21 protein-coding genes are annotated in these 25,959 nt (G+C 71.6%); 5 read left to right on the forward strand and 16 right to left on the reverse strand.

All coding sequences use genetic code 11. The features are described from left to right. Nucleotides 1-142 precede the first annotated feature (142 nt). From ACRX5S_RS34300 to ACRX5S_RS34310, 3 genes are all read right to left on the reverse strand, one after another. The gene (locus tag ACRX5S_RS34300) at nucleotides 143-2,713 is read right to left on the reverse strand and encodes a polynucleotide kinase-phosphatase (protein ID WP_436777114.1); all 2,571 of its coding nucleotides are present in this window, start codon (nucleotides 2,711-2,713) and stop codon (nucleotides 143-145) included. Continuing rightward, nucleotides 2,710-4,266 (reverse strand): 3' terminal RNA ribose 2'-O-methyltransferase Hen1, encoded by a 1,557-nt coding sequence (locus tag ACRX5S_RS34305; protein WP_436777115.1) that lies wholly within the window; start codon nucleotides 4,264-4,266, stop codon nucleotides 2,710-2,712. The genes ACRX5S_RS34300 and ACRX5S_RS34305 overlap by 4 nt, the downstream gene beginning before the upstream one ends. Before the next feature lie 75 nt (nucleotides 4,267-4,341). Further along, nucleotides 4,342-5,121: an NADPH-dependent F420 reductase gene (locus tag ACRX5S_RS34310; RefSeq protein ID WP_436777116.1), complete on the reverse strand. Its 780-nt coding sequence runs from the start codon at nucleotides 5,119-5,121 to the stop codon at nucleotides 4,342-4,344. Nucleotides 5,122-5,244: 123 nt separating this feature from the next. Between ACRX5S_RS34310 and ACRX5S_RS34315 the strand changes: the two genes are divergently transcribed. After that, a complete protein-coding gene (locus ACRX5S_RS34315) occupies nucleotides 5,245-5,697 on the forward strand; it encodes a winged helix-turn-helix transcriptional regulator (RefSeq protein WP_436777117.1) in 453 nt (150 codons plus the stop codon). A gap of 123 nt (nucleotides 5,698-5,820) precedes the next feature. Here the strand turns inward: ACRX5S_RS34315 and ACRX5S_RS34320 are convergent, their stop codons facing one another. After that, on the reverse strand, nucleotides 5,821-6,543 hold the full coding sequence (locus ACRX5S_RS34320; RefSeq protein WP_436777118.1) for a hypothetical protein: 723 nt from the start codon (nucleotides 6,541-6,543) through the stop codon (nucleotides 5,821-5,823). 634 nt (nucleotides 6,544-7,177) lie between these two features. Here ACRX5S_RS34320 and ACRX5S_RS34325 point away from each other — a divergent pair. After that, entirely contained in the window at nucleotides 7,178-7,828 is a 651-nt protein-coding gene (locus tag ACRX5S_RS34325) for a pyridoxine/pyridoxamine 5'-phosphate oxidase (protein ID WP_436777119.1), read from the forward strand. Here ACRX5S_RS34325 and ACRX5S_RS34330 read toward each other — a convergent pair. Then, a complete protein-coding gene (locus tag ACRX5S_RS34330) occupies nucleotides 7,783-8,391 on the reverse strand; it encodes a peroxiredoxin-like family protein (protein WP_436777120.1) in 609 nt (202 codons plus the stop codon). The genes ACRX5S_RS34325 and ACRX5S_RS34330 overlap by 46 nt on opposite strands. A gap of 96 nt (nucleotides 8,392-8,487) precedes the next feature. On the opposite strand from ACRX5S_RS34330, the gene ACRX5S_RS34335 reads away from it, so the two are divergent. Then, complete coding sequence (locus ACRX5S_RS34335) at nucleotides 8,488-9,099, forward strand: TetR/AcrR family transcriptional regulator (protein WP_436777121.1); 612 nt, start codon at nucleotides 8,488-8,490, stop codon at nucleotides 9,097-9,099. Between the two features lie 151 nt (nucleotides 9,100-9,250). Here ACRX5S_RS34335 and ACRX5S_RS34340 read toward each other — a convergent pair whose 3' ends face one another. Next, nucleotides 9,251-10,600, reverse strand: a complete 1,350-nt coding sequence (locus ACRX5S_RS34340) for a class I SAM-dependent RNA methyltransferase (protein ID WP_436777190.1) — start codon at nucleotides 10,598-10,600, stop codon at nucleotides 9,251-9,253. A 319-nt stretch (nucleotides 10,601-10,919) separates the two neighbouring features. Then, entirely contained in the window at nucleotides 10,920-13,001 is a 2,082-nt protein-coding gene (locus ACRX5S_RS34345) for an APC family permease (protein WP_436777122.1), read from the reverse strand. Between the two features lie 211 nt (nucleotides 13,002-13,212). Between ACRX5S_RS34345 and ACRX5S_RS34350 the strand changes: the two genes are divergently transcribed. Together ACRX5S_RS34350 and ACRX5S_RS34355 are read left to right on the forward strand one after the other, a co-directional pair. After that, complete coding sequence (locus ACRX5S_RS34350; RefSeq protein ID WP_436777123.1) at nucleotides 13,213-13,875, forward strand: potassium channel family protein; 663 nt, start codon at nucleotides 13,213-13,215, stop codon at nucleotides 13,873-13,875. Next, nucleotides 13,875-14,534, forward strand: coding sequence for a potassium channel family protein (locus ACRX5S_RS34355; RefSeq protein ID WP_358354246.1), 660 nt, complete (start codon nucleotides 13,875-13,877; stop codon nucleotides 14,532-14,534). The genes ACRX5S_RS34350 and ACRX5S_RS34355 overlap by 1 nt, the downstream gene beginning before the upstream one ends. A 3-nt stretch (nucleotides 14,535-14,537) precedes the next feature. On the opposite strand, the gene ACRX5S_RS34360 is transcribed toward ACRX5S_RS34355, so the two are convergent. From ACRX5S_RS34360 to kdpF, 9 genes are all read right to left on the reverse strand, one after another. Then, entirely contained in the window at nucleotides 14,538-15,572 is a 1,035-nt protein-coding gene (locus ACRX5S_RS34360; RefSeq protein ID WP_436777124.1) for a transcriptional regulator, read from the reverse strand. Nucleotides 15,573-16,056: 484 nt separating this feature from the next. Then, complete coding sequence (locus ACRX5S_RS34365) at nucleotides 16,057-16,965, reverse strand: DUF3159 domain-containing protein (RefSeq protein WP_436777125.1); 909 nt, start codon at nucleotides 16,963-16,965, stop codon at nucleotides 16,057-16,059. Next, nucleotides 16,958-17,356 carry an OB-fold nucleic acid binding domain-containing protein gene (locus tag ACRX5S_RS34370; RefSeq protein ID WP_436777126.1) on the reverse strand — a complete coding sequence of 133 codons (399 nt, stop codon included), beginning with the start codon at nucleotides 17,354-17,356 and terminating at the stop codon, nucleotides 16,958-16,960. The genes ACRX5S_RS34365 and ACRX5S_RS34370 overlap by 8 nt, the downstream gene beginning before the upstream one ends. 51 nt (nucleotides 17,357-17,407) lie before the next feature. Continuing rightward, nucleotides 17,408-18,082, reverse strand: a complete 675-nt coding sequence (locus ACRX5S_RS34375) for a response regulator (RefSeq protein WP_436777127.1) — start codon at nucleotides 18,080-18,082, stop codon at nucleotides 17,408-17,410. 286 nt (nucleotides 18,083-18,368) lie between these two features. Beyond that, entirely contained in the window at nucleotides 18,369-20,918 is a 2,550-nt protein-coding gene (locus ACRX5S_RS34380; RefSeq protein WP_436777128.1) for a DUF4118 domain-containing protein, read from the reverse strand. A 79-nt stretch (nucleotides 20,919-20,997) separates the two neighbouring features. Then, a complete protein-coding gene (locus tag ACRX5S_RS34385; RefSeq protein WP_436777129.1) occupies nucleotides 20,998-21,741 on the reverse strand; it encodes a potassium-transporting ATPase subunit C in 744 nt (247 codons plus the stop codon). Nucleotides 21,742-21,746: 5 nt separating this feature from the next. Next, nucleotides 21,747-23,915, reverse strand: coding sequence for a potassium-transporting ATPase subunit KdpB (gene kdpB, locus ACRX5S_RS34390; protein ID WP_436777130.1), 2,169 nt, complete (start codon nucleotides 23,913-23,915; stop codon nucleotides 21,747-21,749). Continuing rightward, on the reverse strand, nucleotides 23,912-25,576 hold the full coding sequence (gene kdpA / locus ACRX5S_RS34395) for a potassium-transporting ATPase subunit KdpA (protein WP_436777131.1): 1,665 nt from the start codon (nucleotides 25,574-25,576) through the stop codon (nucleotides 23,912-23,914). The genes kdpB and kdpA overlap by 4 nt, the downstream gene beginning before the upstream one ends. Next, nucleotides 25,573-25,665, reverse strand: a complete 93-nt coding sequence (gene kdpF / locus ACRX5S_RS34400) for a K(+)-transporting ATPase subunit F (protein ID WP_436777132.1) — start codon at nucleotides 25,663-25,665, stop codon at nucleotides 25,573-25,575. Before kdpF ends, kdpA begins: the two co-directional genes overlap by 4 nt. Nucleotides 25,666-25,959 lie beyond the last annotated feature (294 nt).

The raw sequence follows: 25,959 nt of genomic DNA on the forward strand, positions 1-25,959 counted from the left end.
GGGCGGTCAGGGGGACGGATGGCGGACCGCGTCGGCCGGGGAGGCGGAGGCGCGGTGTCACAGGTGCGGCGTCAGAAGGTGCGGGTCAGAAGGTGTGGTGTCGGAGGCGCAGTATCGGAGACGCAGGGTCGGAGGCGCGGTGTCAGAGGCGCGGGTCGACCGGCTCCGATTCCAGGGCCAGGACGGCGAACACCGGTTCGTGGACCCGCCACAATGCCTCGCCGCGACTCAGCCGTCCGAGGGATTCGAGCCCCAACGCGTGCTCGCGCAGCGCGAGCGAGCGCTTGTGCCCGAGGTGTCGGCCGCGCAGCCGGTCCAGGTGGTGCGGCTCGCCGTAGTCCGGCCCGTAGATGATGCGCAGGTACTCCGCCCCCCGGACCTTGACCCCCGGCTGCACCCGCGAGCCGGCACCCCGTGCGGCCTCCCCCGCCAGCGGCTTCACGACCATGCCCTCGCCGCCCGCCGCGGTCAGTTCCTCCCACCACGCCACGCCCGCGGCGACCTGCTCGTCGTCGGTCACGTCGACCACGAGCCGGGCCGTGGGAGCCAGCAGCCCGGACGCGTCGGCGGCCACCAGCCGGTCGGCCATCGCCAGGTGCCAGTCGTGGCCCTGGCCGGTGAACTCCTTGCCGCGTGCGGCGAGCACCTGGAACGGCGCGAAGCGCAGGCCGTCGAGGCCGTCCACCGGCCAGCAGTAGCGGCCGTACGCCTCGGTGAACGCCCGCGCGTTCGCCTCGCGCCGACCCGTGGCGACGGCCAGGTCGGCCACGTCCACCCCGCGTGCCGCCGCCCGGGCCAGCGCCCCGGCGGCCTCCGGGAGCGCGGCGGTCGCCGCGGCCCCCACAGCCGCGTACTGCCGTCGCAGCAGCTCGACCGCCTTCGCCGACCACGGCATCAGCTCGGCGTCGAGCAGCAGCCAGTCGGTGTCCAACTCCTCCCACAGCCCCGCCGCGTCGACCGCGGCCCGCAGCCGGGCGAGGAAGTCCTCGGTCAGCTCCGGCGTCGCGAGGAAGGAACGGCCGGTCCGGGTCCACAGCGCACCGGTGCCCTCGTTCACCCCGAACGCGCTCTTGGCCGCGTCGTTGTCCCGGCACACCAGGGCGACCGCGCGCGAGCCCATGTGCTTCTCCTCGCACACGACCCCGGCCACGCCGTCCGCGCGGTACTGCTCGAACGCCTTCGCGGGGTGTTCGAGCAGACCGGGCACATCCGACGTCGCGCACGGCGCCATCGTGGGCGGCAGGTAGACCAGCCACTTCGGGTCGATCGCGAAGCGGCTCATGATTTCCAAGGCGGCAGCGGCGTTCTCGCCACGGACCATGACACGTCCGGCGGTCTCCGTCTCCACCACCCTGCGGCCCATCGGGTCGTCCGGAACCAGGACGTCCGCGAGGTCGAGCGGACGGCCGTCCCGGCCGCCGGGCGCCTCGGACTTGAGCGGCCGCACCGGTTCGTACCAGACCCGCTCCGCCGGGACGGCGACCAACTCGCGCTCCGGGTAGCGCAGCGCGGTCAGCTCGCCGCCGAACACACACCCGGTGTCCAGGCAGATCGTGTTGTTGACCCACTCGGCGCGCGGCATCGGCGTGTGGCCGTAGACCACCATCGCGCGGCCGCGGTACTCCTCGGCCCACGGGTAGCGGACCGGCAGACCGTACTCGTCCGTCTCGCCCGTCGTGTCGCCATACAGCGCGAAGCTGCGCACCCGGCCGGACGTGCGGCCGTGGTACTTCTCCGGCAGACCCGCGTGCGAGACGACAAGGCGCCCCTCATCGAGCAGGTAGTGGCTGACCAGCCCCTCGCAGAACTCCGCGACCTCGGACCTGAACTCGTCGGACTCGCCCTCCAGTTGCTCCAGCGACTCCTTGAGCCCGTGCGTCACGCTCACCTTGCGGCCCTTGAGCGCGCGCAGCAGTTTGTTCTCGTGGTTGCCCGGCACGCAGACCGCGTGGCCCGCGCGCACCATGCCCATGACGAGGCGCAGCACACCGGGGGTGTCCGGACCGCGGTCGACCAGGTCGCCGACGAACACGGCGGTCCGGCCGTCGGGCGGCACCGCGTCGACCGGCCGTCCCGCGTCGTCGCGCACGACCTCGTACCCCAGCCGGCCGAGCAGCGCCTCCAACTCCGCGCGGCAGCCGTGGATGTCGCCGACGACGTCGAACGGCCCGGCCAGGTGCCGCAGGTCGTTGTAACGCTTCTCGTACGCGATGACCGCGTCGTCGATCTCCGCGACGCCGCGCAGGTGGTGCACCTTGCGAAAGCCCTCGCGCTGGAGGTGCCGCAGCGACCGGGTCATGTCCTTGCGCTGGCGGGTGATGACGTTGCGCGGGAGGTGCGCGCGGTCCGGGCGCTCGGCGTTGCGCTCGAAGCACGTCTGCTCGGGCACGTCGAGGACGATCGCCACCGGCAACACATCGTGCTCGCGGGCGAGTTGCACGAGCTGGGCGCGGGCGCCCTGCTGCACGTTGGTCGCGTCGACCACGGTCAGGCGTCCGGCGGCGAGCCGCTTGCCGGCGACGTGGTGCAGCAACTCGAAGGCGTCCTTCGAGGCCGCCTGGTCGTTCTCGTCGTCGGCGACCATGCCGCGGAAGAAGTCCGAGGACAGCACCTGGGTGTGCCTGAAGTGGGTGCGCGCGAACGTGGACTTGCCCGAGCCGGTCGTGCCGACAAGGACGACGAGACAGAGGTCGGGGATGGCGACGGGGTTCATGCGGGCACTCCCTCGGACTCGTCCTTGTTCACGTCGTTCGCGCGTACGTCCGCGCTGCGGCCGGGCTCGGTGCCGTGTCCGGCGGGCGGTTCGGGCGGCGCCTCGGTGAACACCGCCATCTGCGTGGGCGGGCCCACCTCGGGGTCGTCGTCCCCCACGGGGGCGAACTCGACGCGGTAGCCGAAGCGTTCGCCGACTCCCCGGGCCCACTCGCGGAACCGCGTGCGGTCCCACTCGAACCGGTGGTCGCCGTGCCGCATGGTCCCCGCGGCCAGCCCGTGGCCGCCCTCCTCCTCCGGCGCGTAGCGCACGTTGTACTCGACGTTGGGGGTCGTCACCACGACCACTCCGGGCCGCGCCGAGCCGAACACCGCGTACTCCAGCGCGGGCAGCCTCGGCTCGTCCACGTGCTCGATGACCTCGGACAGCACCGCCGCGTCGTAACCGCCCAGCCGGGTGTCGGTGTACGTGAGCGCCCCCTGCATCAGCCGCACCCGGGCGCGCTGCCGCTCGCCCATGCGGTCCAGGTGCAGCCGCCGGGCCGCGATGCCGAGCGCCCGCACCGAAACGTCGACGCCCACGACCTCGGTGAACCGGGGTTCCTTCAACAGGTCGCCGAGCAGCTTGCCGTCCCCGCACCCGAGGTCCAGCACGCGCGCGGCGCCGGCCGTGCGCAGCGCGTCCAGGATGGCGTTGCGCCGGTGCGCGGCCAGCGGGACGCGCACCGGCCGTTCGGCCTCCTGCGGCACGTCGCCTACCGGGTCGGGCGCCTCCTCCGGCACGGCGTTGTCCAGATCCTCGGCCATGGCGTCGTCGACCTCGGCCAGGCGCTCCAGCGCCGTCCGGGTCAGCCCGGGACGCCGCGACAGGTAGCGCCGGGTGATCTCGGTGCGCTCCGGGTGCCCCGCGAGCCAGCCGTCACCGGCGCGGAGCAGCTTGTCCACCTCTTCCGGCGACACCCAGTAGTGCTTCGCGTCGTCCAGCACGGGCAGCAGCACGTACAGGTGCCGCAGCGCCTCGCCGACTCGGAGTGCCCCGGTGAGGCGGAGCCGGAGGTACCGCGACTCGCCCCACTCCGGGAAGCGGGCGTCCAGGGCCACCGGCTCCGTCTCCACCGTCCAACCAAGCGGCTCGAACAGCGAACGCACCATCGCGGCACCGCCCCGGGACGGCAGCGCGGGCACCGTCACCTCCAGCGGCCATGCCTCGTCGACCAACTCGGGCCTGGCATCGCAGCGCCCCTGCATCGCGGTCCGGAACACCGAGCCGAGCGCGACCGCCAGCAGGGACGACGCGGCGTAGGGCCGGTCGTTCACGTACTGGGCCAGCGCGAAGTCCGGCGAGGCGCCCGCCTTGCGGCTGCCGCGCACCAGGGCGATCGGGTCAACGTCCAGGAGCAGCGCCGCCTCGCACCGCTCCTCGGTCGCCTCCGGGTAGAACACATGGGCAGTGCCGTGCGAGACCCCGAACCGCTGCGCCTTCTCCGGATGCTTGTGCAGGAGAAAGCCGAGGTCAATAGCCGGTCGTCGCGTCGTCGCAAGAGTCAGGAACACCCGGACGAGTATGTACAGTGCGGCAGCCCACGGACTACCGGGTTTCCCCTCACGACGGCTCCTGCCCATGCGCCCTCACCTCTCGTCGTCCGGAACCGCGAAGGCCGCCTCCAACGGTGGGAACATCGCGCGTGCGTCCTCGCCGGCGAACCACAGGCTCACCACGAAGGCCGACATGGCCTCCAGATACCGCGCCCGGCTCAGGCCGCCTGCGTGCACCGGGGCGAGGCCGAGGTCGGACACCAATACCGCCACTCGCTGAACCGCAGCGGCATCGTCGCCGCAGAGCGGCACGGCCAGGCGGCGACCCTCGAATATGCGGTCCTCGGACTGCCAGACCTCCGCCGCGCACAGGTTGAACGCCTTCACCACGTGCGCCCCCGGGGCGAGCGCCGCCACCCGCTCGGCAAGCGCCTCCTCGCTCAGGACGAAGGCCAACGGGCCTTCCTTCGCGGCCTCGTCGGGGGCGAAGGCATTGGTGCAGTCGACCACCACGCGGTCGACAAGAAGCTTGTCGGCCGCCCCTCCGGCCGCGAGGACGTCGGCGACCGCGGCCGCCGGAACGGCGAGCAGCAGGGCCTCCCCGAACTCGGCCGCCTCGCGCAGAGTCCCGCCGCGAACCGTGCCGCGGGCCGGCCGACCCGCCGCCGCTCCCGACAGCCCTTCCTCGGTCCCGCTGGTGCTGCGGCCGGGAAGATTTACCAGCTCCCGGTGTCCCTTCCCGGTCACGGCACCGGACAGGGCGACCGCCTTGTCGACGTCCCGCGCGCCGACGAACACGTCGTGCCCCGCCGCCGCCCATCCGGCCCCGAGTGCACCGGCCATCTGCCCCGCACCGAGAATTCCCACACGCATGCTGGATCAGCTCCTCGTCGTTGTCGTATTGGGCGTCCGGAAGGTCGTCCGGCACCCGGCAGAAAACGTAGGCGGGCCGAAGGGCACCTCCGGGTGCGCAACGGCTCGGGCAGGATCGAGCACATGTCCGAGCCCACGACGCACCTGGTCGAGTACGACCCCTACGGAGCCTTCGAGGCGGACTGCCCCGCGCGGTTCGCCACCGAGCTGTTCGCCAACACCTGGCTGCCGGTGATCGTGTACGTCCTCCGCGACGGTCCGATGCGACCGGGCGAGCTGCGCACCGCCATCGGCGGGATCAGCCAGAAGGTCCTGACGCAGACCCTGCGCCGTATGGAACGCCTGACCCTGGTCACCCGGCGCCGATACGCGGAGGCCCCGCCCAGGGTCGAATACGAACTGACGCCCGCCGGACGCGACTTGCTGGCCCCCATCCTCGCCCTGGGGGTCTGGGCGGATCGGCATGGAGCGGCCGTGACCGCGGCCATGGACCAGGAGGACTCGGAGGACTCCGAGGGACCGGTGGACGAGTCCACGCGGATCGACGGAGCCGGGCGGGAGGGCGAAGCCCCGTAGGTGGACGAAGCCGCGCGGGTGGATGAGGCACTCACCGTGGGCGAGACCGCGCGGGAGGGCGATGCCGCACAGCTCCACAGGTCCGAGCACGACGCGGTCTCGGACCTCCTGGCGGAGCGGCCGTCAGCACACATGGTCCGGTCCCGCTGACCCCGGCTCCCCGCGCCGCGGGAAGGGGATGATTTTGGCCCCTCCCTGCCCACCTCCACCGGCCCCGGGCGCGGTGCCTCTCCCGGGTGCGGGCGCGGTCCGGCTCACGGGCGCGGCTGCCGGTGCGGCTGCCGTTGCGGCGCGGCGACGGTGGCCGCGCAGGCGTTCGCACTGGGGGCAGTCGAAACGCACCGGCGCCTCGGCCGCGAGCAGCAGCCATGGGTCGACCGGCGAATCCGGGAACCAGGTCGCGGCCTCCTGCACGGCGCGCAGCCGGACCAGGGCGTGGAAGGCGTGTTCCCACGCCGTCCGGCACTGCCTGCGGGCGGTGGCGTCGAGCGTCACCGCCGCCGTGCCTCGACTCGGTCCCGAGGACGACGGTGTGGCACCACCTTGGGCCAGCCCGCGCATGACCCGCACGGTCCGGCCCAGCAGCCGGGTCACGGTGCTCACCGGATACAGCAGCACCTCCTCCACCGGCCCCGCCCACGCCGCGCCACGGCGGAGTCTCGCGGGCATCACCCCCTCGATCAGGGCAATGGCAACCCGGAGTTCCTCGGTCGCGCGGCACAGGCACCCGGCACGCCCGGGATCCGCACGCCACGATTCGACGGCCCGCAGCGTCATGCGGAGTGCGCGCGAGGCCGCGACCAGGCACTGTCCCGTGGTCGTCGCGACGGCCAATTCGTCGTCCAACTCGGCCGCAGCCGACGTACCCCGCGATCGGGCACCGTCCTTTCCCGCGCCGCCAACGCCCGCCGCCGGAACGGCCGCATGCGTCGTGCACCGCGGCGCACCCCGGCCCACCGGTCGACCCGCCGACCGGGTCACCGGACGGGCCGACCGCCGCGTCGAAGCAGGCGCCGAGACACGTGCCGAAGGCCGGACCGAGGAACGAACCAGGGTCGGGTGCGAAGACAGGAGCCGCGGCTCGGCGTGCTCCTCCGACTCCCCCGAGAGTCGCGCGTGCGGCGGCGTCTGCCGCTCGGCCTCCCACCGCGGTTCCGGCAGCGCCGGGCCCTCGGGCCGGTCCACGGGCGGGTGTTCGGTCGACGGCACGGTCGGCCGGGCGAGGGATCCGGCGACGGGTCGGGTCAGGGCGGCATCGGTCATGGCTGGGCTCCGTTCGGGGACCGGCGCCGCGTGATCGACGCCGTGCCTCAACCGTCGCCCGAGTCCGGTTCCGGATGAGCCGCCCGAAGCGATTCTGTGGATAAACCCGAGCGGTAACACCCTTAAGAGTGAAGGGTGTTCGAGCAGTTTTCCGAGTTGTCCACAGATCCCGCGGGAGTGGGCTTGGGGACCGGTCCCGGACGGGCATCATGCGGCAATGAGCGCACGAGAGCTGTTGCGGACCCTGTCGGTATTCGCCGACGCCCTGCCCGGTTTCGCGGCCGAGGCCGCCGCCGCGGAACCGACCGACCAGTTCCTGGCCTGGCTCGCCGAAGCCGTCGAAAGCGGCGTGGCACGACCGCAACTCATGACCCTGGCCACCGTCGACGCCGACGGATTCCCCGACGCACGCACCCTCGCCGTCCGCGAGGTGGACGGCACCGGGTGGTGGTTCGCGACGGACGCCACCAGCCCGAAGTCCGCGCAGATCGCGGCCGTGCCCCGCGCGGCCCTGGTCTTCTCATGGCCCGAGCAGGGCCGCCAGGTCAGGGTGCGCGGCACCGTCGGCCGGGCGGAACGGCGGGCCTGCGCCGCGGACTTCCTGATGCGCCCGCCGGCAGCTCGGGCGGCCTCCCACGTCGGGCGGCAGAGCCGCACGCTGCGCGACACCGCCGAGATGGACCGGGCCTTCGTCGAGGCCCGTGAACGCGTCGCGGCCCAGCCGGAGCGGATCGCCGAGACGTACGTGCTCTATGTCGTACGCCCGCTGGCCGTCGAGTTCTGGCAGGGCCGCACCGACCGCAAGCACACGCGGCTGCGCTATCAGCTCGCGGAAGGAGCGTGGGAGCGTGAGTTCTTGTGGCCTTGAGCATGCCCGCGGGCCAGTTCGAGGATGCGGTCGACCGGCCACTGGTCGTAGGCGTGCGTCCCGTGCATCGCGGCGAAGATCCGGCCGTCCGGCGCGATCAGGAAGTCGGCGGGCAGCCCGAGGCGTCCGCCGTGCGGCGTGGAAGCCGGAGCGCGGTCCCTGCCGGTGGCGATCCGGGGGAGCGAGCGCGCCACGGAACGCAGGATCGGCAGCCACGCACGCGGGCTCAGCAGCGACCGCCGCGCCGACTCGACGCCGAATTCGCGATACAGGCGCTTGTCCGGATCGGCGACCACGGCAAAGGGCAAATCCGCCACGTGCCGGCGCAGTTCGTCCGCGGGCGAGTGGAAGACGACGACCTCGGTCACCCCCGCCGCGGTGATCTCGCCGTGCCGCCGCACGATCGACCGCAGATGGAGGTTGCACACCGGACAACCCGCGAACCGCCGGAACTGGAGGTGCACGAGCCGCGTCGGGTCGGGCACCGCGACCACCGCGTCCGCACCGCCGTCGCCGGACACGACCGGCAACTCCCGCGCGGCGACAACGCTTCCCACATCCATGGACCTGTGCCTGGAGCCGGAGCCCATCGTTCCTCCTTCGTAAGCGTGCAACGTACGCTTACGAAGTTATGAGCGTACCTTGTACGCTGTCAACCCATGCCTCGACCACGCTCCCTCACCACGCCCCAGATCGCCGGCGCCGCACTCCGGGTCCTCGACCGCGACGGCCTCCAAGGCCTCACGATGCGCGCCGTCGCGACCGAACTCGGCATGGGCACGATGTCCGTCTACCGCTACGTGGCCGACCGCGCGCAACTGGAAGCGCTGGTCGTCGACCACGTGCTCACCGGCGTCGACACCTCGGTGCCCGATGTCCGAGCGCGGCACCGGCAGATCGCCGAGCTGGCCGACCGCGTCCGCACCGCGGTCGGCACCCACCCCGCCGTGGTGCCGCTCATCCTGGCGCACCGGCACACCTCACCGGCGTCGATGCGCTGGGGGAACACCGTGCTGGGCATCCTCGCCGACGCCGGGCTCGGACCGGCCGAGCGGGTCATGGCGTTCCGCGCGCTGGTCGCGTACGTCTTCGGGGCGCTCCAGGTCGAGCACTTCAGCCCGCTCGCGGGGACAGGCACCACGGCCCTCGCCACCCTCGACCCCGCCGACCACCCGCACCTGGCCTCGACCGCCCGCGAAGCCCAGGGCATCGGCCCCGAACGGGAGTTCCGCGGCGGCCTCGACCTGCTGCTGCGCGGCCTCGACCTCTGAGCCGCGGGCGCACCCCCGCAAGGACGCCGCCGAGTGCTCCCGGATGCCGCCGGATGCCAGGCCCCGTCCCAAAACAAGGGAGCAAAACAGGGGAGTTCGACAAGCCCATGGCTCGCGGGCGGGCGAGCGACGACCCGCGGGCCGGCCGCGCTCAGCGCTGCTTCGGCGCCGGCTCCAGGACGGCCACGCACTCCACGTGGTGCGTGTTCGGGAAAAGATCGAACGCGCGCAGACCGCGCAGACGGTAGCCGCGCTCGGCGAAGTACTTGAGGTCGCGGGCCAGCGCGGCCGGGTCGCACGCGACGTACGCGATGCGCCGCGGCGTCAGGCGCGCGATGCGCTCCACCACCGTGCGACCCGCCCCGGCCCGCGGCGGGTCCAGCACGACGACATCCGCACGCCGCAGGAAGCCCGGGCGGGTCAGGACGCGTTCCACCTTGCCGACCTCGAAGCGCGCGCCCGGGGTCTCGCGCAGGTTGTGCCGGGCGTCCTCGATCGCCTCGCGCGAGGACTCGACGCCGATGACCGTGTCGCTGTCGGCGAGCCGCTCCGCGATGGCCCCGGCGAACAGCCCGACTCCGCAGTAGAGGTCGAGGGCCACGTCTCCCGGACGCGGCTCCAGCCCGTCCAGGACCGCGCTCACGAGGGTGTCCGCAGCCGCGGGGTGTACCTGCCAGAAGCCGTTGCCCGACACACGCCACGTCCGGCCCGCCGCCACCTCGCGCACACCCGCGCGCCCGTGCACGCGCTTGACCCGACCCTTGTCGTCGGCCCGCAGCACCGACACGGGACGGTCCAGTTCGACGATCGGCATGCGGCCGTCGTGCTCGGCGGGCGTGACGACCACGGCCCGGTCCAGGGAACCGCTCGCCGCGATCGCCTCCACCGACGCGACGCCGGTCCAGTCGCGGCGCTCGATGCCCAGTTCCTCGACGCCTGGGGCCGCGATGGCGCAGGCGTCCACCGCCTCCACGTCGTGTGAACGGTGCCGCCGCAGCCCGGCGGCGCCGGTGGCCGGGTCGACCGCGAACTGCACGCGAGTACGCCAGCCCAGGCCCTCCGGGAAGCCCGGCGGACCGGCGACCGCCTCCACCTCGACGTCCGGCTCCAGGCCCGCGAGCCGCCGCAACTGCTCCTCGACCACGACGGCCTTGAGGCGACGCTGAGCGGCGGGCGTCGCGTGCTGCCAGTCGCAGCCGCCGCAGCGGCCGGGCCCGGCGTACGGGCAGGCCGGCTTCACCCGATCGGGCGAAGCGTCCAGGACCTCGACGACATCCGCGCGCAGGAACCGCGACGTGGCCGTGCCGTCGGTGACCTCGACAACGGCCCGCTCCCCCGGCAGCCCGTGGCGGACGAACAGCACGCGCCCCTCGTGGCGGGCCACGCAGTGGCCCCCGTGGGCGACCGGGCCGATCTCCACCTCGTACCGGGTCCCGACCAGGGACTCGGCCTTCTCGGCGGCGGCGTCGTCGCCGGCGGGCTTCGATCCTGCGGATCCCAGGGGTCGCGACGTGGGCACGGAACTCCTCGCAAACGGCGGCACGACGGCCGCACACGCAAACCGGCAAGCGGGAACCGGACAGCGGAAGGGAACAGACGGTCAAGGGCGGCGGGCCGTCGAACGGCCCCGCCGCAGCCAACACGACGCGGACCGCACAACCCCCGCGCACGACCTCCCAGCCTACGGCGTCCAGCCCCGCACCCGACGCCACAGGCGAGCCCGCGCAGCGAGGGAGGCCCGCCCGCTGTCCGCCCTCGCACCCTCCTGAGGCCGAACCGCACAAAAAGGCACGCTCAGGGGGGTGTGCACAATCGGTCCCTCAGGGCCTCCGCGTTCCCGCAGCCCCGCCGCCACCGCCCGGGCCGCCACCGCCCGGGCCACCGCCGCCACCCGCCGGACGCTTGTCCTTCGGCGCGGGCTCACCCCTCCGCACCGCACCGGGCGCGTTGTAGCCCTTGCCGTGCTTGACACGGTCCGACGAGACCAACTGCCACGGCACCGATGCCACGACCACGCCCGGGGTGAAGAGCAGGCGGCCCTTGAGCCGCAAGGCGCTCTGGTTGTGCAGGATGTGCTCCCACCAGTGGCCCACGACGTACTCGGGGATGTACACGGTCACCACATCGCGCGGGCTGGACCGGCGCACGTTCTTGACGTACTCGATGATCGGCCGGGTGATCTCGCGGTACGGCGAGTCCAGCACCTTCAGCGGCACCTCGATCCCGCGCTCGTCCCACTCCTCGCGCAGTGCGTCCGTCTCCGCGGAGTCCACCCCGACCGTGACCGCCTCCAGCACGCTGGGACGCGCCGCCCGGGCGTACGCCAGCGCCCGCAGCGTCGGCTTGTGCAGCTTCGACACCAGCACGATCCCGTGCACGCGCGAAGGCAGCTTCATGTCCTCGTCCGGGTCCGCGATCAGCTCCTCCGACACCCGGTCGTAGTGCCGCCGGATGCCCTTCATCATCACGAACAGCCCGACCATCGCCAGAATCGCGATCCAGGCGCCTTGCAGGAACTTCGTGAGCAGCACGATCACCAGCACCGCGCCCGTCATGCACAGGCCGAACGCGTTGATCAGCCGGCTGCGGACCATGTGCCGCCGCGTGGCGGGGTCCTCCTCGGTCTTCAGGTGCCGCGTCCAGTGCCGGATCATGCCGGCCTGGCTCATCGTGAAGGACACGAACACGCCCACCACATAGAGCTGGATCAGCTTGGTCGGCTCGGCCTTGAAGGCCACGATCAGCACGATCGCGGCGCCCGCCAGCATGATGATGCCGTTGCTGAAGGCGAGCCGGTCGCCGCGCGTGTGCAGTTGGCGCGGCAGGTAGCGGTCCTGCGCGAGGATCGAGCCCAGTACCGGGAACCCGTTGAACGCGGTGTTCGCCGCGAGCACCAGGATCAGCCCGGTCACCGCGAGCACCAGGTAGAACATGGGATGCGCGAACGTCCCGCCGAAGACCGCGTCGGCGACCTGCGCGACCACCGTCTTCTGCTCGTAGTCCGCGGGCGCCCCGGTGATCTGGTGCTCCGGATCCTCGGCGAAGTGCACCTTGGTGATGCTCGCGAGCGCCAGCATGCCCATGAGCATGGTGACCGCGATGGTGCCCATGAGCAGCAGCGTCGTGGCGGCGTTCCGGCTCTTCGGCTTACGGAAGGCCGGCACGCCGTTGCTGATGGCCTCGACACCGGTCAGCGCCGCGCAGCCGGACGAGAACGTGCGCAGCAGCAGGAAGACCAGCGCGATCCCGGTGAAGGAGTCCTCCTCGGTGATCCCGAAGCCCGCGCTCTCCGCCCGCATGTCGGCGTCGGTGAAGAAATACCGGACGAACCCGAACAGGGTCATGCCGATGATCGCGAACATGAACAGGTACGTCGGGACCGCGAAGGCCGACCCGGACTCGCGCACCCCGCGCAGGTTCATGGCCATGAGCAGGAGCACGAGCAGCACGGCGTACAGCACCTTGTGCTCGCCTATGGCCGGGATGGCCGACGCGATGTTCGCCACGCCGGACGAGATCGACACGGCGACGGTCAGGACGTAGTCGACGAGCAGCGCACTGCCGACCGTCAGGCCCGCGCTCGGCCCGAGGTTGACGGTCGCCACCTCGTAGTCGCCGCCGCCGCTCGGGTACGCGTGCACGTTCTGCCGGTACGACGCGACCACCGTCAGCATGACCACCACGACGGCGAGGCCGACCTGCCAACTGAAGTGGTACGCGGCCAGCCCGGCCATGGACAGCGTCAGCAGGATCTCGTCGGGCGCATACGCCACCGACGACAGCGCGTCGGAGGCGAAAACCGGGAGGGCGATGCGCTTCGGCAGCAGGGTCTCGTGGAGCTTGTCGCTGCGGATCGCTCTGCCGACGAGAATGCGTTTGGAAAGTCCGCCGAGTCTTGACACGCGGGCGATCGTACGCTGCGCGGGTGGCCCGCGCGCCGGGGCCCGCCGTGATCGGATCTTTCCGTACGCCCGGCGGGTCCTCGTCACCTCCCGCGTGTAACGTCGCCAAAACGTCTGTCACCCTGGTGACAGGCCGTACGGGTGTATTGCGCGTATTGCACCTGAGCAGCCACCAAAGCGGAGAGAAGCGACAAACGCCGGAAGGACGGCCGTGCACATCGTCATCATGGGGTGCGGGCGCGTGGGGTCCACGCTCGCGCAGACCCTGGAGGAACTGGGACATTCAGTCGCCGTCGTCGACCGGGACGCGACGTCGTTCCGCCGCCTCGGCTCCCACTTCTCCGGCCGCCGCGTCACCGGCGTCGGCTTCGACCAGGACACGCTGCGCGCCGCCGGTATCGAAGAGGCGGGGGCGTTCGCCGCGGTCAGCAGCGGCGACAACTCGAACATCATCGCCGCGCGGGTGGCGCGCGAGACCTTCGGCATCGAGAACGTGGTCGCGCGCATCTACGACCCGCGGCGGGCCGAGGTGTACCAGCGGCTCGGCATCCCGACCGTGGCCACCGTGCGCTGGACCGCCGACCAGATGCTGCGGCGCCTGCTGCCGAGCGGCGCCGAGCCGCTGTGGCGCGACCCGAGCGGCAGTGTGCAGCTCGCCGAGGTGCACGTGAACCCGCAGTGGGTGGGGCACCGGCTGTCCGGCCTCGAACAGACGTCCGGTGCGCGCATCGCGTTCCTCACCCGGCTGGGTGAGGGCATCCTGCCCGGCCCCGACACCGTCCTCCAGGAGGGCGACCTGGTGCACGTGATCATGCAGCAGGCAGATGTGGCCGCCGTCGAGGCGGCCTTCGAGAAGGCCCCGGAGGCCCACTGATGCGCGTCGCGATCGCCGGAGCGGGCGCGGTCGGCCGTTCCATCGCAGGCGAGCTGCTGGAGAACGGCCACGAGGTCCTGCTCATCGACAAGACCCCGGAGGCCATCAAGGTCGAGTCGGTCCCGCAGGCCGAGTGGCTGCTGGCCGACGCGTGCGAGATCTCCTCCCTGGACGAGGCCGCCCTCCAGCGCTGCAACGTGGTCATCGCGGCGACCGGCGACGACAAGGTCAACCTCGTCGTGTCGCTGCTCGCGAAGACCGAGTACGGCGTGCCGCGTGTGGTCGCGCGCGTCAACAACCCGAAGAACGAGTGGCTGTTCAACGAGGCCTGGGGCGTGGACGTCGCGGTGTCCACCCCGCGCCTGATGTCCGCCCTCGTCGAGGAGGCGGTCAGCGTCGGCGACCTGGTGCGCCTGATGCGCTTCAGCCAGGGCGACGCCAACCTGGTCGAGCTGACGCTGCCGGAGGACACCCCGCTGGTCGGTACACGCGTCGGGGACGTCGCGTGGCCGGTGGACACCGCGCTGGTGACGATCATCCGCGAGGGGCGCGTGCTGGTGCCGAGCAAGGACGACTCGCTGGAGGCGGGCGACGAACTGCTGTTCGTGGCCGCGCCGGACCGCGAGGAGGAGTTGGAGGACCTGCTGTCGTCGCGCTGACCGTCACACGGCCATCCCGGCGTACAACTCCTCGGCGCGCTCGCTGAATTCGCGGACCACCGGCTCCCGCTCGTACGGGTGGAGCCGGGTGCGGAACTCGCGCAGGAAGTCGTTGCACTGCGACGAGTTGAGGCGGCTGGCGATGTCCAGCGCCTCGGACGCCTTCGCGCACGCCTGGTCGAGCTCGCCCTCGTCCAGGTGGGCCGCGGCCATGAACGTCGTGTCCTGAGCGCAGCGCCGGGTGTAGCCGTCGGTCCGGAGCGCTATGGCCTCGTTCGCGAACTCCTGGGTGGCGCGCGGCAGTCGCAGGTCGCGGTGGCAGTGCGCGAACTCGTGGATCAGCTCGGCCTTGTCGAAGTACTGGCACCACGCCGGGTCGTCGTCGCCGTCCGCGGCGTCCAGGCTGCGTTCGGCGGCGGTCAGCGCCTCGACGCACGCGCGCTCGTCGCTGAGTGCCGCGTGCCCGCGCGCCTCCATCGCGAGCACCAGCGCGTGGCCCCGGTGCGTCAGCGAGCCGCGCGCACCCTGCTGTGCGGCGCGCGCGAGTTGCACGGCCTCCCAGCCGTGCCCTAGGTAGACCGCCTGGCAGGCCATGTTGGCCATGACGTAGGCGCCGTACGCCCGGTCGTCCGCCGCCTGCGCGAGTCGCAGCGCCTGGATGTGGTACCGCTGCGCGAGCGCGTGGCGCCCCGAGTCGAAGGACAACCAGCCGACCAGTTCGGTCAGTTCGGCCACCGCACGGAAGAGCCCGCGGCCGACGTCGTCGCCGTACGATCCGGAAAGCTTGGTCCGGGCAACCCCGTTGAGGTGGTTGACCACGGTGTCGCGCAGATCGCCGCCGCCCTGGGCGCGGTCGAGCTTGCGGAACATCACGACCGTCTGCCGGATGCGTTCGACATCCGCCTCGCGCACCCGGCTGCTGCCGCCGTGCCGCATCGGTTCGGGTTCCGCTCCGGTCGCCGTCGACCAGAAGAGGGCCGGGCTCGAAAAGGCCGCGGCCCCGAACGTCGAGCCGAGCAGGAAATTGCGGCGGTTCATGTCTCTCCCCGTCAGCTCGACCACGGCCCGGCGGATATCGGACACCGTGCGAGCGACACTCAACCCGTCGAAAGGGTCGGCGGCAGGTGGGCGCCGGTCCCGCAAGCCCAGGTCGCTGACCGTAAGTTCGTATCCCAGCCGACGGCCGAGGACCTCGGCCAGCAGTTCGGGAATGGGCCAACGCGGTTGGGCACCGTCGAGCCAACGGGCCACCGAGGTATGGGTGCACCCCAGGTGTTGCCCACGGCGCTCGGCCACCACGTTCACCCAACGGGCGATTTCACGCCTCGTCAGACCGGCCTCTTCGACCAGTGCGCGAAGGTCACCGTTTCCGGCCACCGTCCCCGCCTCCTTTCACACGAGGCATAACCAGGACGCTAGTTGCCGGGATACGGCCGAACGGGGAAATAGTCAGGAAATTGGTCCGCCGGTACACAACATGAACGGCCGCTTTCACAAGCGGCCGTTCATTGTTGTCGGTTGATCAGCGGGAGGCCGACTCCGAACCCGCGGCCGATGGCCGGTCGTCGTCGTACGTGACCTTCACCGGCGGCGGGGCCTTCGACATGATGAGCCACGTCAGGTAGATCGCCACGAGCCACGGAGGCACGCCGAGCGCGACCTTCGCGGCGCCCAGCCAGGTCACCTTGTCGGCCAGATACAGCGGCACCTGCACGACGATGCGCAGCACGAACAGCGCGACCCACACCCAGGTCGCCTTCGTGTACGCGGCGGCCCGCGCGGGGTTGTTCCGCCACGTGAAGTTCTCGCCCAGGATGGGCCCGAGCACGACGCCGATCAGCGGCCAGCGCACCAGGATCGAGATCGTGTAAGCCAGCGCGTAGCCGCCGGAGAGCAGCACGCCGAGCAGGTAGAAGTTCTCCGCCTTACCCGACTTGATGGCGACGAAGGCCGCGATCGCCACACCCAGGAAGCCGCCGAGCGCGTGCATCAGGGTCTCGCGGCGCATCAGCCGGATGCCGGCCAGCACGGCGGCGACGGCGACGGCGGCGTACGCGGAGGTCGTGGTGGCGCGCGTGATGGTGAAGACGACGACGAAGACCAGTCCGGGGACGGTCATGTCGATCATGCCGCGCACGCCGCCGAAGGCCGCCACGAGCGACATCGCGCTGTCCGGGGTGCCGTCCGCCGGCTCCGCCGCGGCTTCGGGGTCGTCGGCCTGGGCCGCCGCCTTGCCGTCGGAGGCGGCCGGTTCGGCCGCGGTCCGGTCGGCGGTCGTACGGTCGGCGGTCGTACGGTCTGCGGCGGTGGCGTCCCCCGCCGCCGGGACGCCGGTTTCGGGCGCCGGACGCGGAAGCTCGGCCTCCGCGGTCACCGGCCGCCCCTCCCCCGTGCCCCAGCCGTCGCCGGTTTGCAGATCGCGGTCACCCATTGCCCACCGGACGCAGCTCGTATTTCGGATTGAACAGGACGTAGCGCCCCTGGGCCGTGGTCAGACGGCCCTGGGCGACCAGTTGGCGGCCGGGCTCTATCCCGGCGATCTTGCGCCGCCCCAGCCAGACGACCGAGAGGGCGCCGGAACCGTCGTACAGCTCCGCCTCCAGCGCGGGCACGCCGGCGCGCGGCCGGAAGGTGACCGTGCGCAGAGTCCCGCCGACGGTGACGAGGTCGCGCTCGACGACGGACCCGATGGCCGTGCAGCCCAGGCGGCTACAGTCCTGCTGGAGCTCCTCGGCCTCAAGCTCCTCGTGGGTCGAGGTCAGCCGGTTGAACATCCGGCGGAAACGGCCCGGCTCGCGTTCGACTCCGGTGGCACCACTCATGAACGCAAAGGTACCCGGTCGGCGCCCGACCCGGGATCCGCCCGCGGCCCGTCACGGCTCGAAGCGGTACCCCATGCCGGGCTCGGTCAGCAGGTGCTTCGGGTGCGAGGGATCCGCCTCCAGCTTGCGGCGGAGCTGGGCCATGTAGACCCGCAGGTAGTTGGTCTCGGTGCCGTACTGCGGGCCCCAGACCTCCTGGAGCAGCGCCTTCTGGCTGACCAGGCGCCCCGCGTGCCGGACCAGGACCTCCAGCAGGTGCCATTCGGTCGGGGTCAGGCGCACGTCCGCCCCGTCGCGGTGTGCCTTCTTGGCCGCGAGGTCGATGGTGAACGCCTCGGTGACCACGACCGGCACCTCGTCCTCAGGGACGGAGCGCCGGACCGCGGCACGCAGCCTGGCCAGCAGTTCGTCCATGCCGAAGGGCTTGGTGACGTAGTCGTCCGCACCCGCGTCCAGGGCCGCGACCTTCTCGTTGGACGCCTGCCGGGCGCTGAGCACGATGATCGGCACCTTGGTCCAGCCGCGCAGCCCGCGGATCACCTCGACGCCGTCCAGGTCGGGCAGGCCGAGGTCGAGGAGGACCACGTCGGGGTGGTGGTCCGCGGCGGCGGCGAGCGCCTGGGTGCCGTTCGCCGCGGTGTCGACGTCGTAGCCGCGGGCCTTGAGGTTGATGGCCAGCGCGCGGACGATCTGCGGCTCGTCGTCCACGACGAGCACCCGTGTCATCGAATTGCCTCCGTACGTTCCGAACCCGTTCGCCCGGCGGCCGCGGCTCCGCGGTCACCGAAGTGTTCACTCGTTTGTGGGATTCCCGCGGCGTGGCATCGACAGCCCCGTCGAATACCTGTTCGACTATGAGGTGTGTTCAGGAAACTCCCGACCTCCCGCCCGGCCGCCGGACCGGCCGCCGGCCCGACAGACGGCGCGGACATGGAAGACATCCGTACCCCCTCCGCCGCCCCGGCCTCCTGGCCCGTCCTGCTGCGGTACCCGGTCCGCCGGGTGCGACGCATCATGTCGCCGCCGGGACGGGCGCTTCGCCCGCGGCGCCCCCGCCGGCAGGCAGGCGACCGCCGGACATCCGGAGCGTCAGCACCATCGTGAGGCCGCCGCCGGGGGTGTCCTCGGCGGCCAGCGAGCCGCCCAGCGCCTCTGCGAAGCCGCGCGCGACGGCCAGGCCGAGTCCGACGCCGTTGCCGGCCGGGGCGTCGCCGTAGCGCTGGAAGGGCTCGAAAATCCGCTCCTTGGCCTCGTCGGGCACGCCGGGGCCGCGGTCCACGACGCGCAGCTCGACCCGGTCGCCCACCGCCTCGGCGCGCACATGCACCCGGCGGTCCCGCGGGTTGTGCTTGACGGCGTTCTCGATGACGTTGGCCAACACGCGGTCGAGCAGCCCGGCGTCCGCCCACACGGTCGGCAGCGTCTCGGGGACGTCCAGCACCACCGACGTCTCCGGAACGCCCAGGACCGCACCCGGGACCACCTCGTCGAGGGCGACGTCGCCGAACAGCGGGGTGACCGTCCCGGTCTGGAGGCGGCTCATGTCGAGCAGGTTGCCGATCAGCGCGTCGAGGCGGTCGGCGCCGTCCTCGATGGCCGCCAGCAGCTCCGCCTCGTCCTCCGGCGACCAGCTCACGTCCTCCGAGCGCAGCGACGACACACTGGCCTTGATCGCGGCGAGCGGCGTACGCAGGTCGTGCGACACCGCCGCGAGCAGCGCCGTGCGGATCCGGTTCCCCTCGGCCAGCCGCCGCGCCTCCGCCGCCTCGGCGACCAGCCGCCTGCGCTCCAGCACCACGGCGGCCTGGGCGGCGAAAGCGCCGAGCACCCGGCGGTCCTCGGCGGGCAGCATGCGGCCGGAGAGTGCGAGGGCCATCGTGTCGGACACCGGCACGTCGACGTCCGCTTCCTCGGGCCTGCGCACCGGATGCGGCCCCACACTGCCGACGCACGCCCACGGTCCGTGCGGCTCGGTCCGCTCCAGCATCGCGACCGACTCCATGCCGAACGCCTCGCGCACCCGCTCCAGCAGCGCCGGAAGCGCCTGCTCGCCGCGCAGCACGCTCCCGGCCAGGAAGCTCAACGTCTCGGACTCGGACTGGCTGCGCGCGGCCTGGTGGGTGCGCCGCGCGGCCAGGTCGACCACCGACGCGACCGACAGCGCCACGACCACGAAGACACCCAGCGCGAAGATGTTCTCCGGATCGCGGATGGTCATCGTGTGCAAGGGCGGCGTGAAGTAGTAGTTCAGCAGGAACGACGACACGACAGCGGTCAGGGCGGACGCCCACAGCCCGCCCAGCAGCGCGACGCCCACCGTCAGCAGCAGGTACAGCAGCATCTCGGTGGGCAGGCCCAGGTGGTCGCGGCTCTGCGCCATGACGACGGTCAGGATCAGCGGGCCGGTCAGGGCGAACAGCCAGGACAGGAGGAGGCGCCGGCGGCTCACGCCGGACCGCGGCACGCGTACCGTCCGCCCGACCCCGGCATGCTCGTGCGTGACGATGTGCACGTCTATGTCGCCCGACGAGGCCGCGACGGTGGCACCCACGCCGGGGCCGAGGACGTACTGCCACGGCTTGCGGCGGCTGGAGCCGAGCACGATCTGCGTCGCGTTGACCCCGCGCGCGAAGTCGAGCAGCGCGCTGGGCACGTCCTCGCCGATGACGGAGTGGAAGGTGCCGCCCAGGGACTCGACGAGGGCGCGCTGCTGGGCCAGCGCCTCCGGTGAGGCGCCGGTGAGGCCGTCGCTCTTGGAGACGTACACGGCCAGCAGTTCGCCGCCCGAGCCGCGCGTGGCGATGCGGGCGGCTCGGCGGATGAGGGTGTCCCCTTCGGGGCCGCCGGTCAGGCCGACGACGATGCGCTCGCGGGCGGGCCATGTAGCACTGATGTCGTGTTCGGCGCGGTACTGCTGGAGGTATTCGTCCACCCGGTCGGCGACCCACAGCAGCGCGATCTCGCGCAGCGCGGTGAGGTTGCCCACACGGAAGTAGTTGGACAGCGCCGCGTCCACCTTCTCCGGGGCGTAGACGTTGCCGTGCGCCATGCGGCGGCGCAGGGCCTCCGGGGACATGTCGACCAGCTCGATCTGGTTCGCGCGGCGCACGACGGCGTCCGGCACGGTCTCGCGCTGCGGCACGCCCGTGATCGACTCGACGACGTCGTTGAGGGATTCGAGGTGCTGGATGTTGACGGTCGAGATGACGTCGATGCCGGCGTCGAGGATCTCGTCGATGTCCTGCCAGCGCTTGGCGTTGCGCGAGCCGGGCACGTTGGTGTGCGCGAGCTCGTCCACGAGCGCCACCTTCGGGCGCCGCGCGATGACCGCGTCGACGTCCATCTCGGTGAAGTCCGAGCCCCGGTGCACCATCTCGCGGCGCGGGACGACCTCCAGGGCCTCCAGCATCTCCTCGGTACGCGGGCGCCCGTGGCACTCGATGAGGCCGACCACCACGTCGGCCCCGCGGGCGCGGCGGCGCCGGCCCTCGCCGAGCATCGCGTACGTCTTCCCGACACCGGGGGCGGCTCCCAGGTAGATGCGCAGTTTTCCGCGTCCCATGGCGTCCATTGTCGTCCTCATCAGGGGTTTCCGAGCGATCCGGGCCCGCCCGGCCGGGGGCGGGTCCGGATCGTCGGGGCTACTTCGCCGCGGCCTTGTGCAGGGCGACGTTCAGCTCCAGGACGTTGACGCGCTCCTCGCCGAGGATCCCGATGACGCGGCCGTCGACGTGGTCGTCCACGAGCTTGCGGACGGCCCCCGGGTCGAGGCCGCGCGCGGCGGCCACGCGGTTCACCTGGATGAGCGCGTACGCCTTCGAGATGTGCGGGTCGAGCCCGGAGCCGGACGCGGTGACCGCGTCGGCCGGGACCTCGCCCTCGGCGACGCCGTTGAAGGACGCCACCGCGGCTTTGCGGTCCTTGACGAGTTGGACGAACTCGGCGTTCTCCGGGCCGTAGTTGGAGGCTCCGGAGGCGAGCGGGTCGTACGAACCCGCCGACGGCCTCGGCTGGAACCACAGCGGGTCCGGCAGGGTGCCGACGCCCGCCGCGTCCTCGTCCGACAGCTGCGCGCCGCCGGCGAGGTAGGTGTAGGTCACCGTGCCGTCCTCTGCCTCGTGCCCGACGACCTCCCGGCCCTGTGCGTCGAACAGGCGCGGGTTGCCGTCCCGGTCGAGGAGGTCGAAGCTCTGGCCGATGAGGCTGGAACCGACCTCCCGGCCGTCCACCTTCACCTTCGAGCCGTTGGCCTGGCCGGGGAACGCGGCCTGCGCGATCCCCGTCATGGCCAGCGGGTACGCGACGCCGAGCAGGACCGTCAGGACCAGCAGGGCGCGCAGCCCCGCGAAGAGGACGCGGATGCGGGTGCTTGTCTGGGTGGCCATGGTGATCAACCGATTCCGGGGATGAGCGAGACGACGAGGTCGAGGAGTTTGATCCCGATGAACGGGGCGATGAGCCCGCCCAGGCCGTAGACGCCGAGGTTGCGGGACAGCATCTTGTCGGCCGACATGGGCCGGTAGCGCACGCCGCGCAGGGCCAGCGGGATGAGCGCGACGATGACCAGGGCGTTGAAGACGACCGCCGAGACGATCGCCGACTCGGGTGTGGCGAGCTGCATGATGTTCAGCTTGTCCAGCGGCGCAAGGCCCGCCGGGCCGCCCGCGACGGCGAACATGGCCGGGATGATCGCGAAGTACTTCGCCACGTCGTTCGCGATGGAGAACGTGGTGAGCGCGCCGCGCGTGATCAGGAGCTGCTTGCCGATCTCGACGATCTCGATGAGCTTGGTCGGGTTGGAGTCGAGGTCGACCATGTTGCCGGCCTCCTTGGCGGCGGCCGTGCCGGTGTTCATGGCCACGCCCACGTCGGCCTGTGCGAGCGCGGGCGCGTCGTTGGTGCCGTCGCCGGTCATCGCGACGAGCTTGCCGCCGGCCTGCTCGCGCTTGATCAACGCCATCTTGTCCTCGGGGGTGGCCTCCGCGAGGAAGTCGTCGACGCCGGCCTCGTCCGCGATCGCCTTGGCGGTCAGCGGGTTGTCGCCAGTGATCATGATCGTCTTGATGCCCATGCGACGCAGTTCGTCGAACCGCTCGCGCATGCCCTCCTTGACGACGTCCTTGAGGTGGATGACACCGAGCACGCGCGCGCCGGCGGCGTCCTCGACCGCGACCAGCAGCGGGGTGCCGCCCGCCGCGGAGATGGCGTCGACGGTCTCGCCGGACTGCCGCGGCACGGTGCCGCCGCGTTCGGCGACCCAGGCGTTGACGGCGGACGCGGCGCCCTTGCGGATGCGGCGCACGCCCACCTCTTCGACGATGTCCACGCCGGACATCCGGGTCAGCGCCGAAAAGGGGACGAACTCATGCCGCGCAGCGGTATCGACACCGGGCACCCGCGTTTGAGCGCTGTTGCGATCCTCGCCCACCAGCGGTGGTACGTCATGCCGCTCGGCGCAAAGCCGGACGATGCTCCGTCCCTCCGGAGTCTCGTCCGCCAGGCTGGCCGACAGCGCTGCCGCCGCCAGCTCCTCCATGTCGACGCCGGTCAACGGGACCAAGTCGCTCGCCTGGCGATTGCCGAGGGTGATGGTGCCCGTCTTGTCGAGCAGCAGCGTGCTGACGTCGCCCGCAGCCTCGACCGCGCGTCCGGACATGGCCAGCACGTTGCGCTGGACCAGCCGGTCCATGCCCGCGATGCCGATCGCGGACAGCAGGGCCCCGATGGTGGTCGGGATGAGGCAGACCAGCAGGGCCACCAGGACGACGAGGGACTGCTCGGCCCCGGAGTAGACGGCCAGCGGCTGGAGCGTCACGACCGCGAACAGGAAGATGACGGTGAGGGACGCGAGCAGGATGTTGAGCGCGATCTCGTTCGGCGTCTTCTGCCGTGCCGCCCCCTCGACCAGGGCGATCATCCGGTCGATGAACGTCTCTCCGGGCTTCGCGGTGATCTTTACGACGATGCGGTCGGACAGCACCTTCGTGCCGCCGGTGACGGCCGAGCGGTCGCCGCCGGACTCGCGGATGACGGGTGCCGACTCGCCCGTGATGGCCGACTCGTCCACGCTCGCGACACCTTCGACCACGTCGCCGTCGCCCGGGATGGTGTCCCCGGCCTCACAGACGACGAGGTCGCCGACCCTGAGGACGGTACCCGGGACGCGCTCCTCGCGGTCCCCTGCCAGGCGGCGCGCGACGGCGTCGGTCTTGGCCCTGCGCAGCGTGTCCGCCTGCGCCTTGCCCCGGCCTTCCGCGACCGCCTCGGCGAGGTTGGCGAACAGCACGGTCAGCCACAGCCAGACGGCGGTGACCCAGGCGAACGTGCTGGGGTCCTTGACCGCCATCACGGTGGTGAGGACCGAGCCGATCTCGACCACGAACATGACGGGCGTACGCACCATCACGCGCGGGTCGAACTTGCGCAGCGCGTCCGGCAGCGACCGCAGGAGCTGGGCGGGATCGAAGAGGCCGGCCGAGACGCGCCCCACGTTGGGCGGCTGCTCGGGAGCGGGGGCAGGAGTGCCCTGCCGGGGTTCAAATGCGGTGTTCACGGTCATGCGAGCCCCTCCGCGATCGGGCCGAGGGCGAGAGACGGGAAGAAGGTGAGGCCGGTGACGACGACGATCACGCCGACGAGCGTCCCGACGAACAGCGGCCGGTGGGTCTTGAGCGTGCCGACGGTCTCCGGGACCCGGCGCTGTTCGACCAGGCGGCCGGCGAGGGCCAGGACGAGTGCGATCGAGATGAACCGGCCGATCAGCATCGCGAAGCCGATGGTGGTGTTGTAGTACTCGGTGTTCGCGCCGAGGCCGGCGAACGCGGAGCCGTTGTTGTTGGCGCCCGAGGTGTACGCGTACAGCACTTCCGAAAGACCGTGCGGCGAGTCGGAGTTGAGGATCGAGGCGCGTTCGCCCGGGAGCGCGAGGGCGATGCCGGTCATGGTGAGGATCGTGGCCGGGACGACCAGGATGTACAGCGCGACGATCTTCATCTCCGCGGCGCCGATCTTCTTGCCGAGGTACTCGGGGGTGCGGCCGACCATGAGGCCCGCCACGAAGACCGCCAGGATCGCCATGATCAACATGCCGTAGAGGCCGGACCCGACGCCGCCGGGCGAGATCTCGCCGAGCATCATGCCGAGCATCGTCAGGCCGCCGCCGAGCCCGGTGAAGGACGAGTGGAACGAGTTCACCGCACCGGTCGAGGTCATGGTCGTCGACGTCGCGAACAACGAGGAGCCCGGGACGCCGAAGCGCTGCTCCTTGCCCTCCATCGCCCCGCCCGCGATCTCCAGGGCGGTGCCGTTGTGGTGCATCTCGGTCCACGTCATCAGCACGACCGCGACGAACCACAGCGTGAACATCGCGCCGAGGATCGCGTAGCCCTGCTTGGCCGAGCCGACCAGGGTGCCGAAGGTGCGCGGCATCGAGAACGGGATCACCAGGATCAGGAAGATCTCGAACAGGTTGGTGAACGCGTTCGGGTTCTCGAAGGGGTGCGCGGAGTTGGCGTTGTAGAAGCCGCCGCCGTTGGTGCCCAGTTCCTTGATGACCTCCTGGGAGGCCACCGGACCGCCGGTGACGGTCTGCGTGCCGCCGTTGAGCGTGGTGACGGTGTGCGGGTCGGCCAGGTTCTGGAGCGTGCCCGAGGCGACCAGCACGAGGGTGCCGACGACCGCGATGGGCAGCAGGATGCGGACCGAGCCGCGCACCAGGTCGACCCAGAAGTTGCCGATCTCGCCGGTGCGGACCCGGATGAAGCCGCGCACCAGGGCGACCGCGACGGCCATGCCGACCGCCGCCGATACGAAGTTCTGCACCGTCAGGCCGGCCATCTGCACCGTATGGCCGACCGCGGACTCGCCGGAGTAGGACTGCCAGTTGGTGTTGGCGGTGAAGGACGCGGCGGTGTTGAACGCCTGGTCGGCCTTCATGGGCTGGAAGCCGAGGCTCCAGGGGAGCTTGTCCTGGAAGCGGAGCAGGGCGTACAGGCCGAGCACGGAGAACAGCGAGAACGCCAGCACGCTGCGCAGGTAGACGCCCCAGCGCTGGCCGGATTCGGGGTTAGCTCCGATGGCCTTGTAGATCCAGCGCTCCGGACGCGTGTGCCGGTCCGAGGAGTAGACCTTGGCCATGTAGTCGCCGAACGGCCGGTGCACCGCGGCGAGCAGGGCTATCAGCAGGGAGATTTGCAGGATCCCCGCGACCGTGGGACTCACTTGAACCTCTCGGGGAAGATCAGGGCGAGCACCAGGTAGCCCAGGAGGGCGACGGCGACGACGAGGCCGACGATGCTGTCCGCGTTCACAGCTTGGCCACCCCCTTGGCGATGGCGGCGACGAGCGCGAAGAACGCGATCGTCAGGAGTACGAAGGCCAGGTCAGCCATCGCGGGTCTCCTCGGGAAGTCGGTGGGAGGTTGGGTGTTGCGGGCTCATTGGTAGCAGTCCCAGCCCCCACAAAAACGCCATAAATCGGGTATTACGTCGAGTGCTAGCGGCGCCTTGACGCGGCCCCGCGGCATCTTGACGCCGTCCATACGCGGCCCTGACGCGCGGCTCCCGCGCGCACGCCCGCGGGCATGCGAAAGGGGCCCGGGGGGG

It is taken from the genome of Yinghuangia sp. YIM S09857 (assembly GCF_051388915.1).
Classification (GTDB): Bacteria; Actinomycetota; Actinomycetes; order Streptomycetales; family Streptomycetaceae; genus Yinghuangia.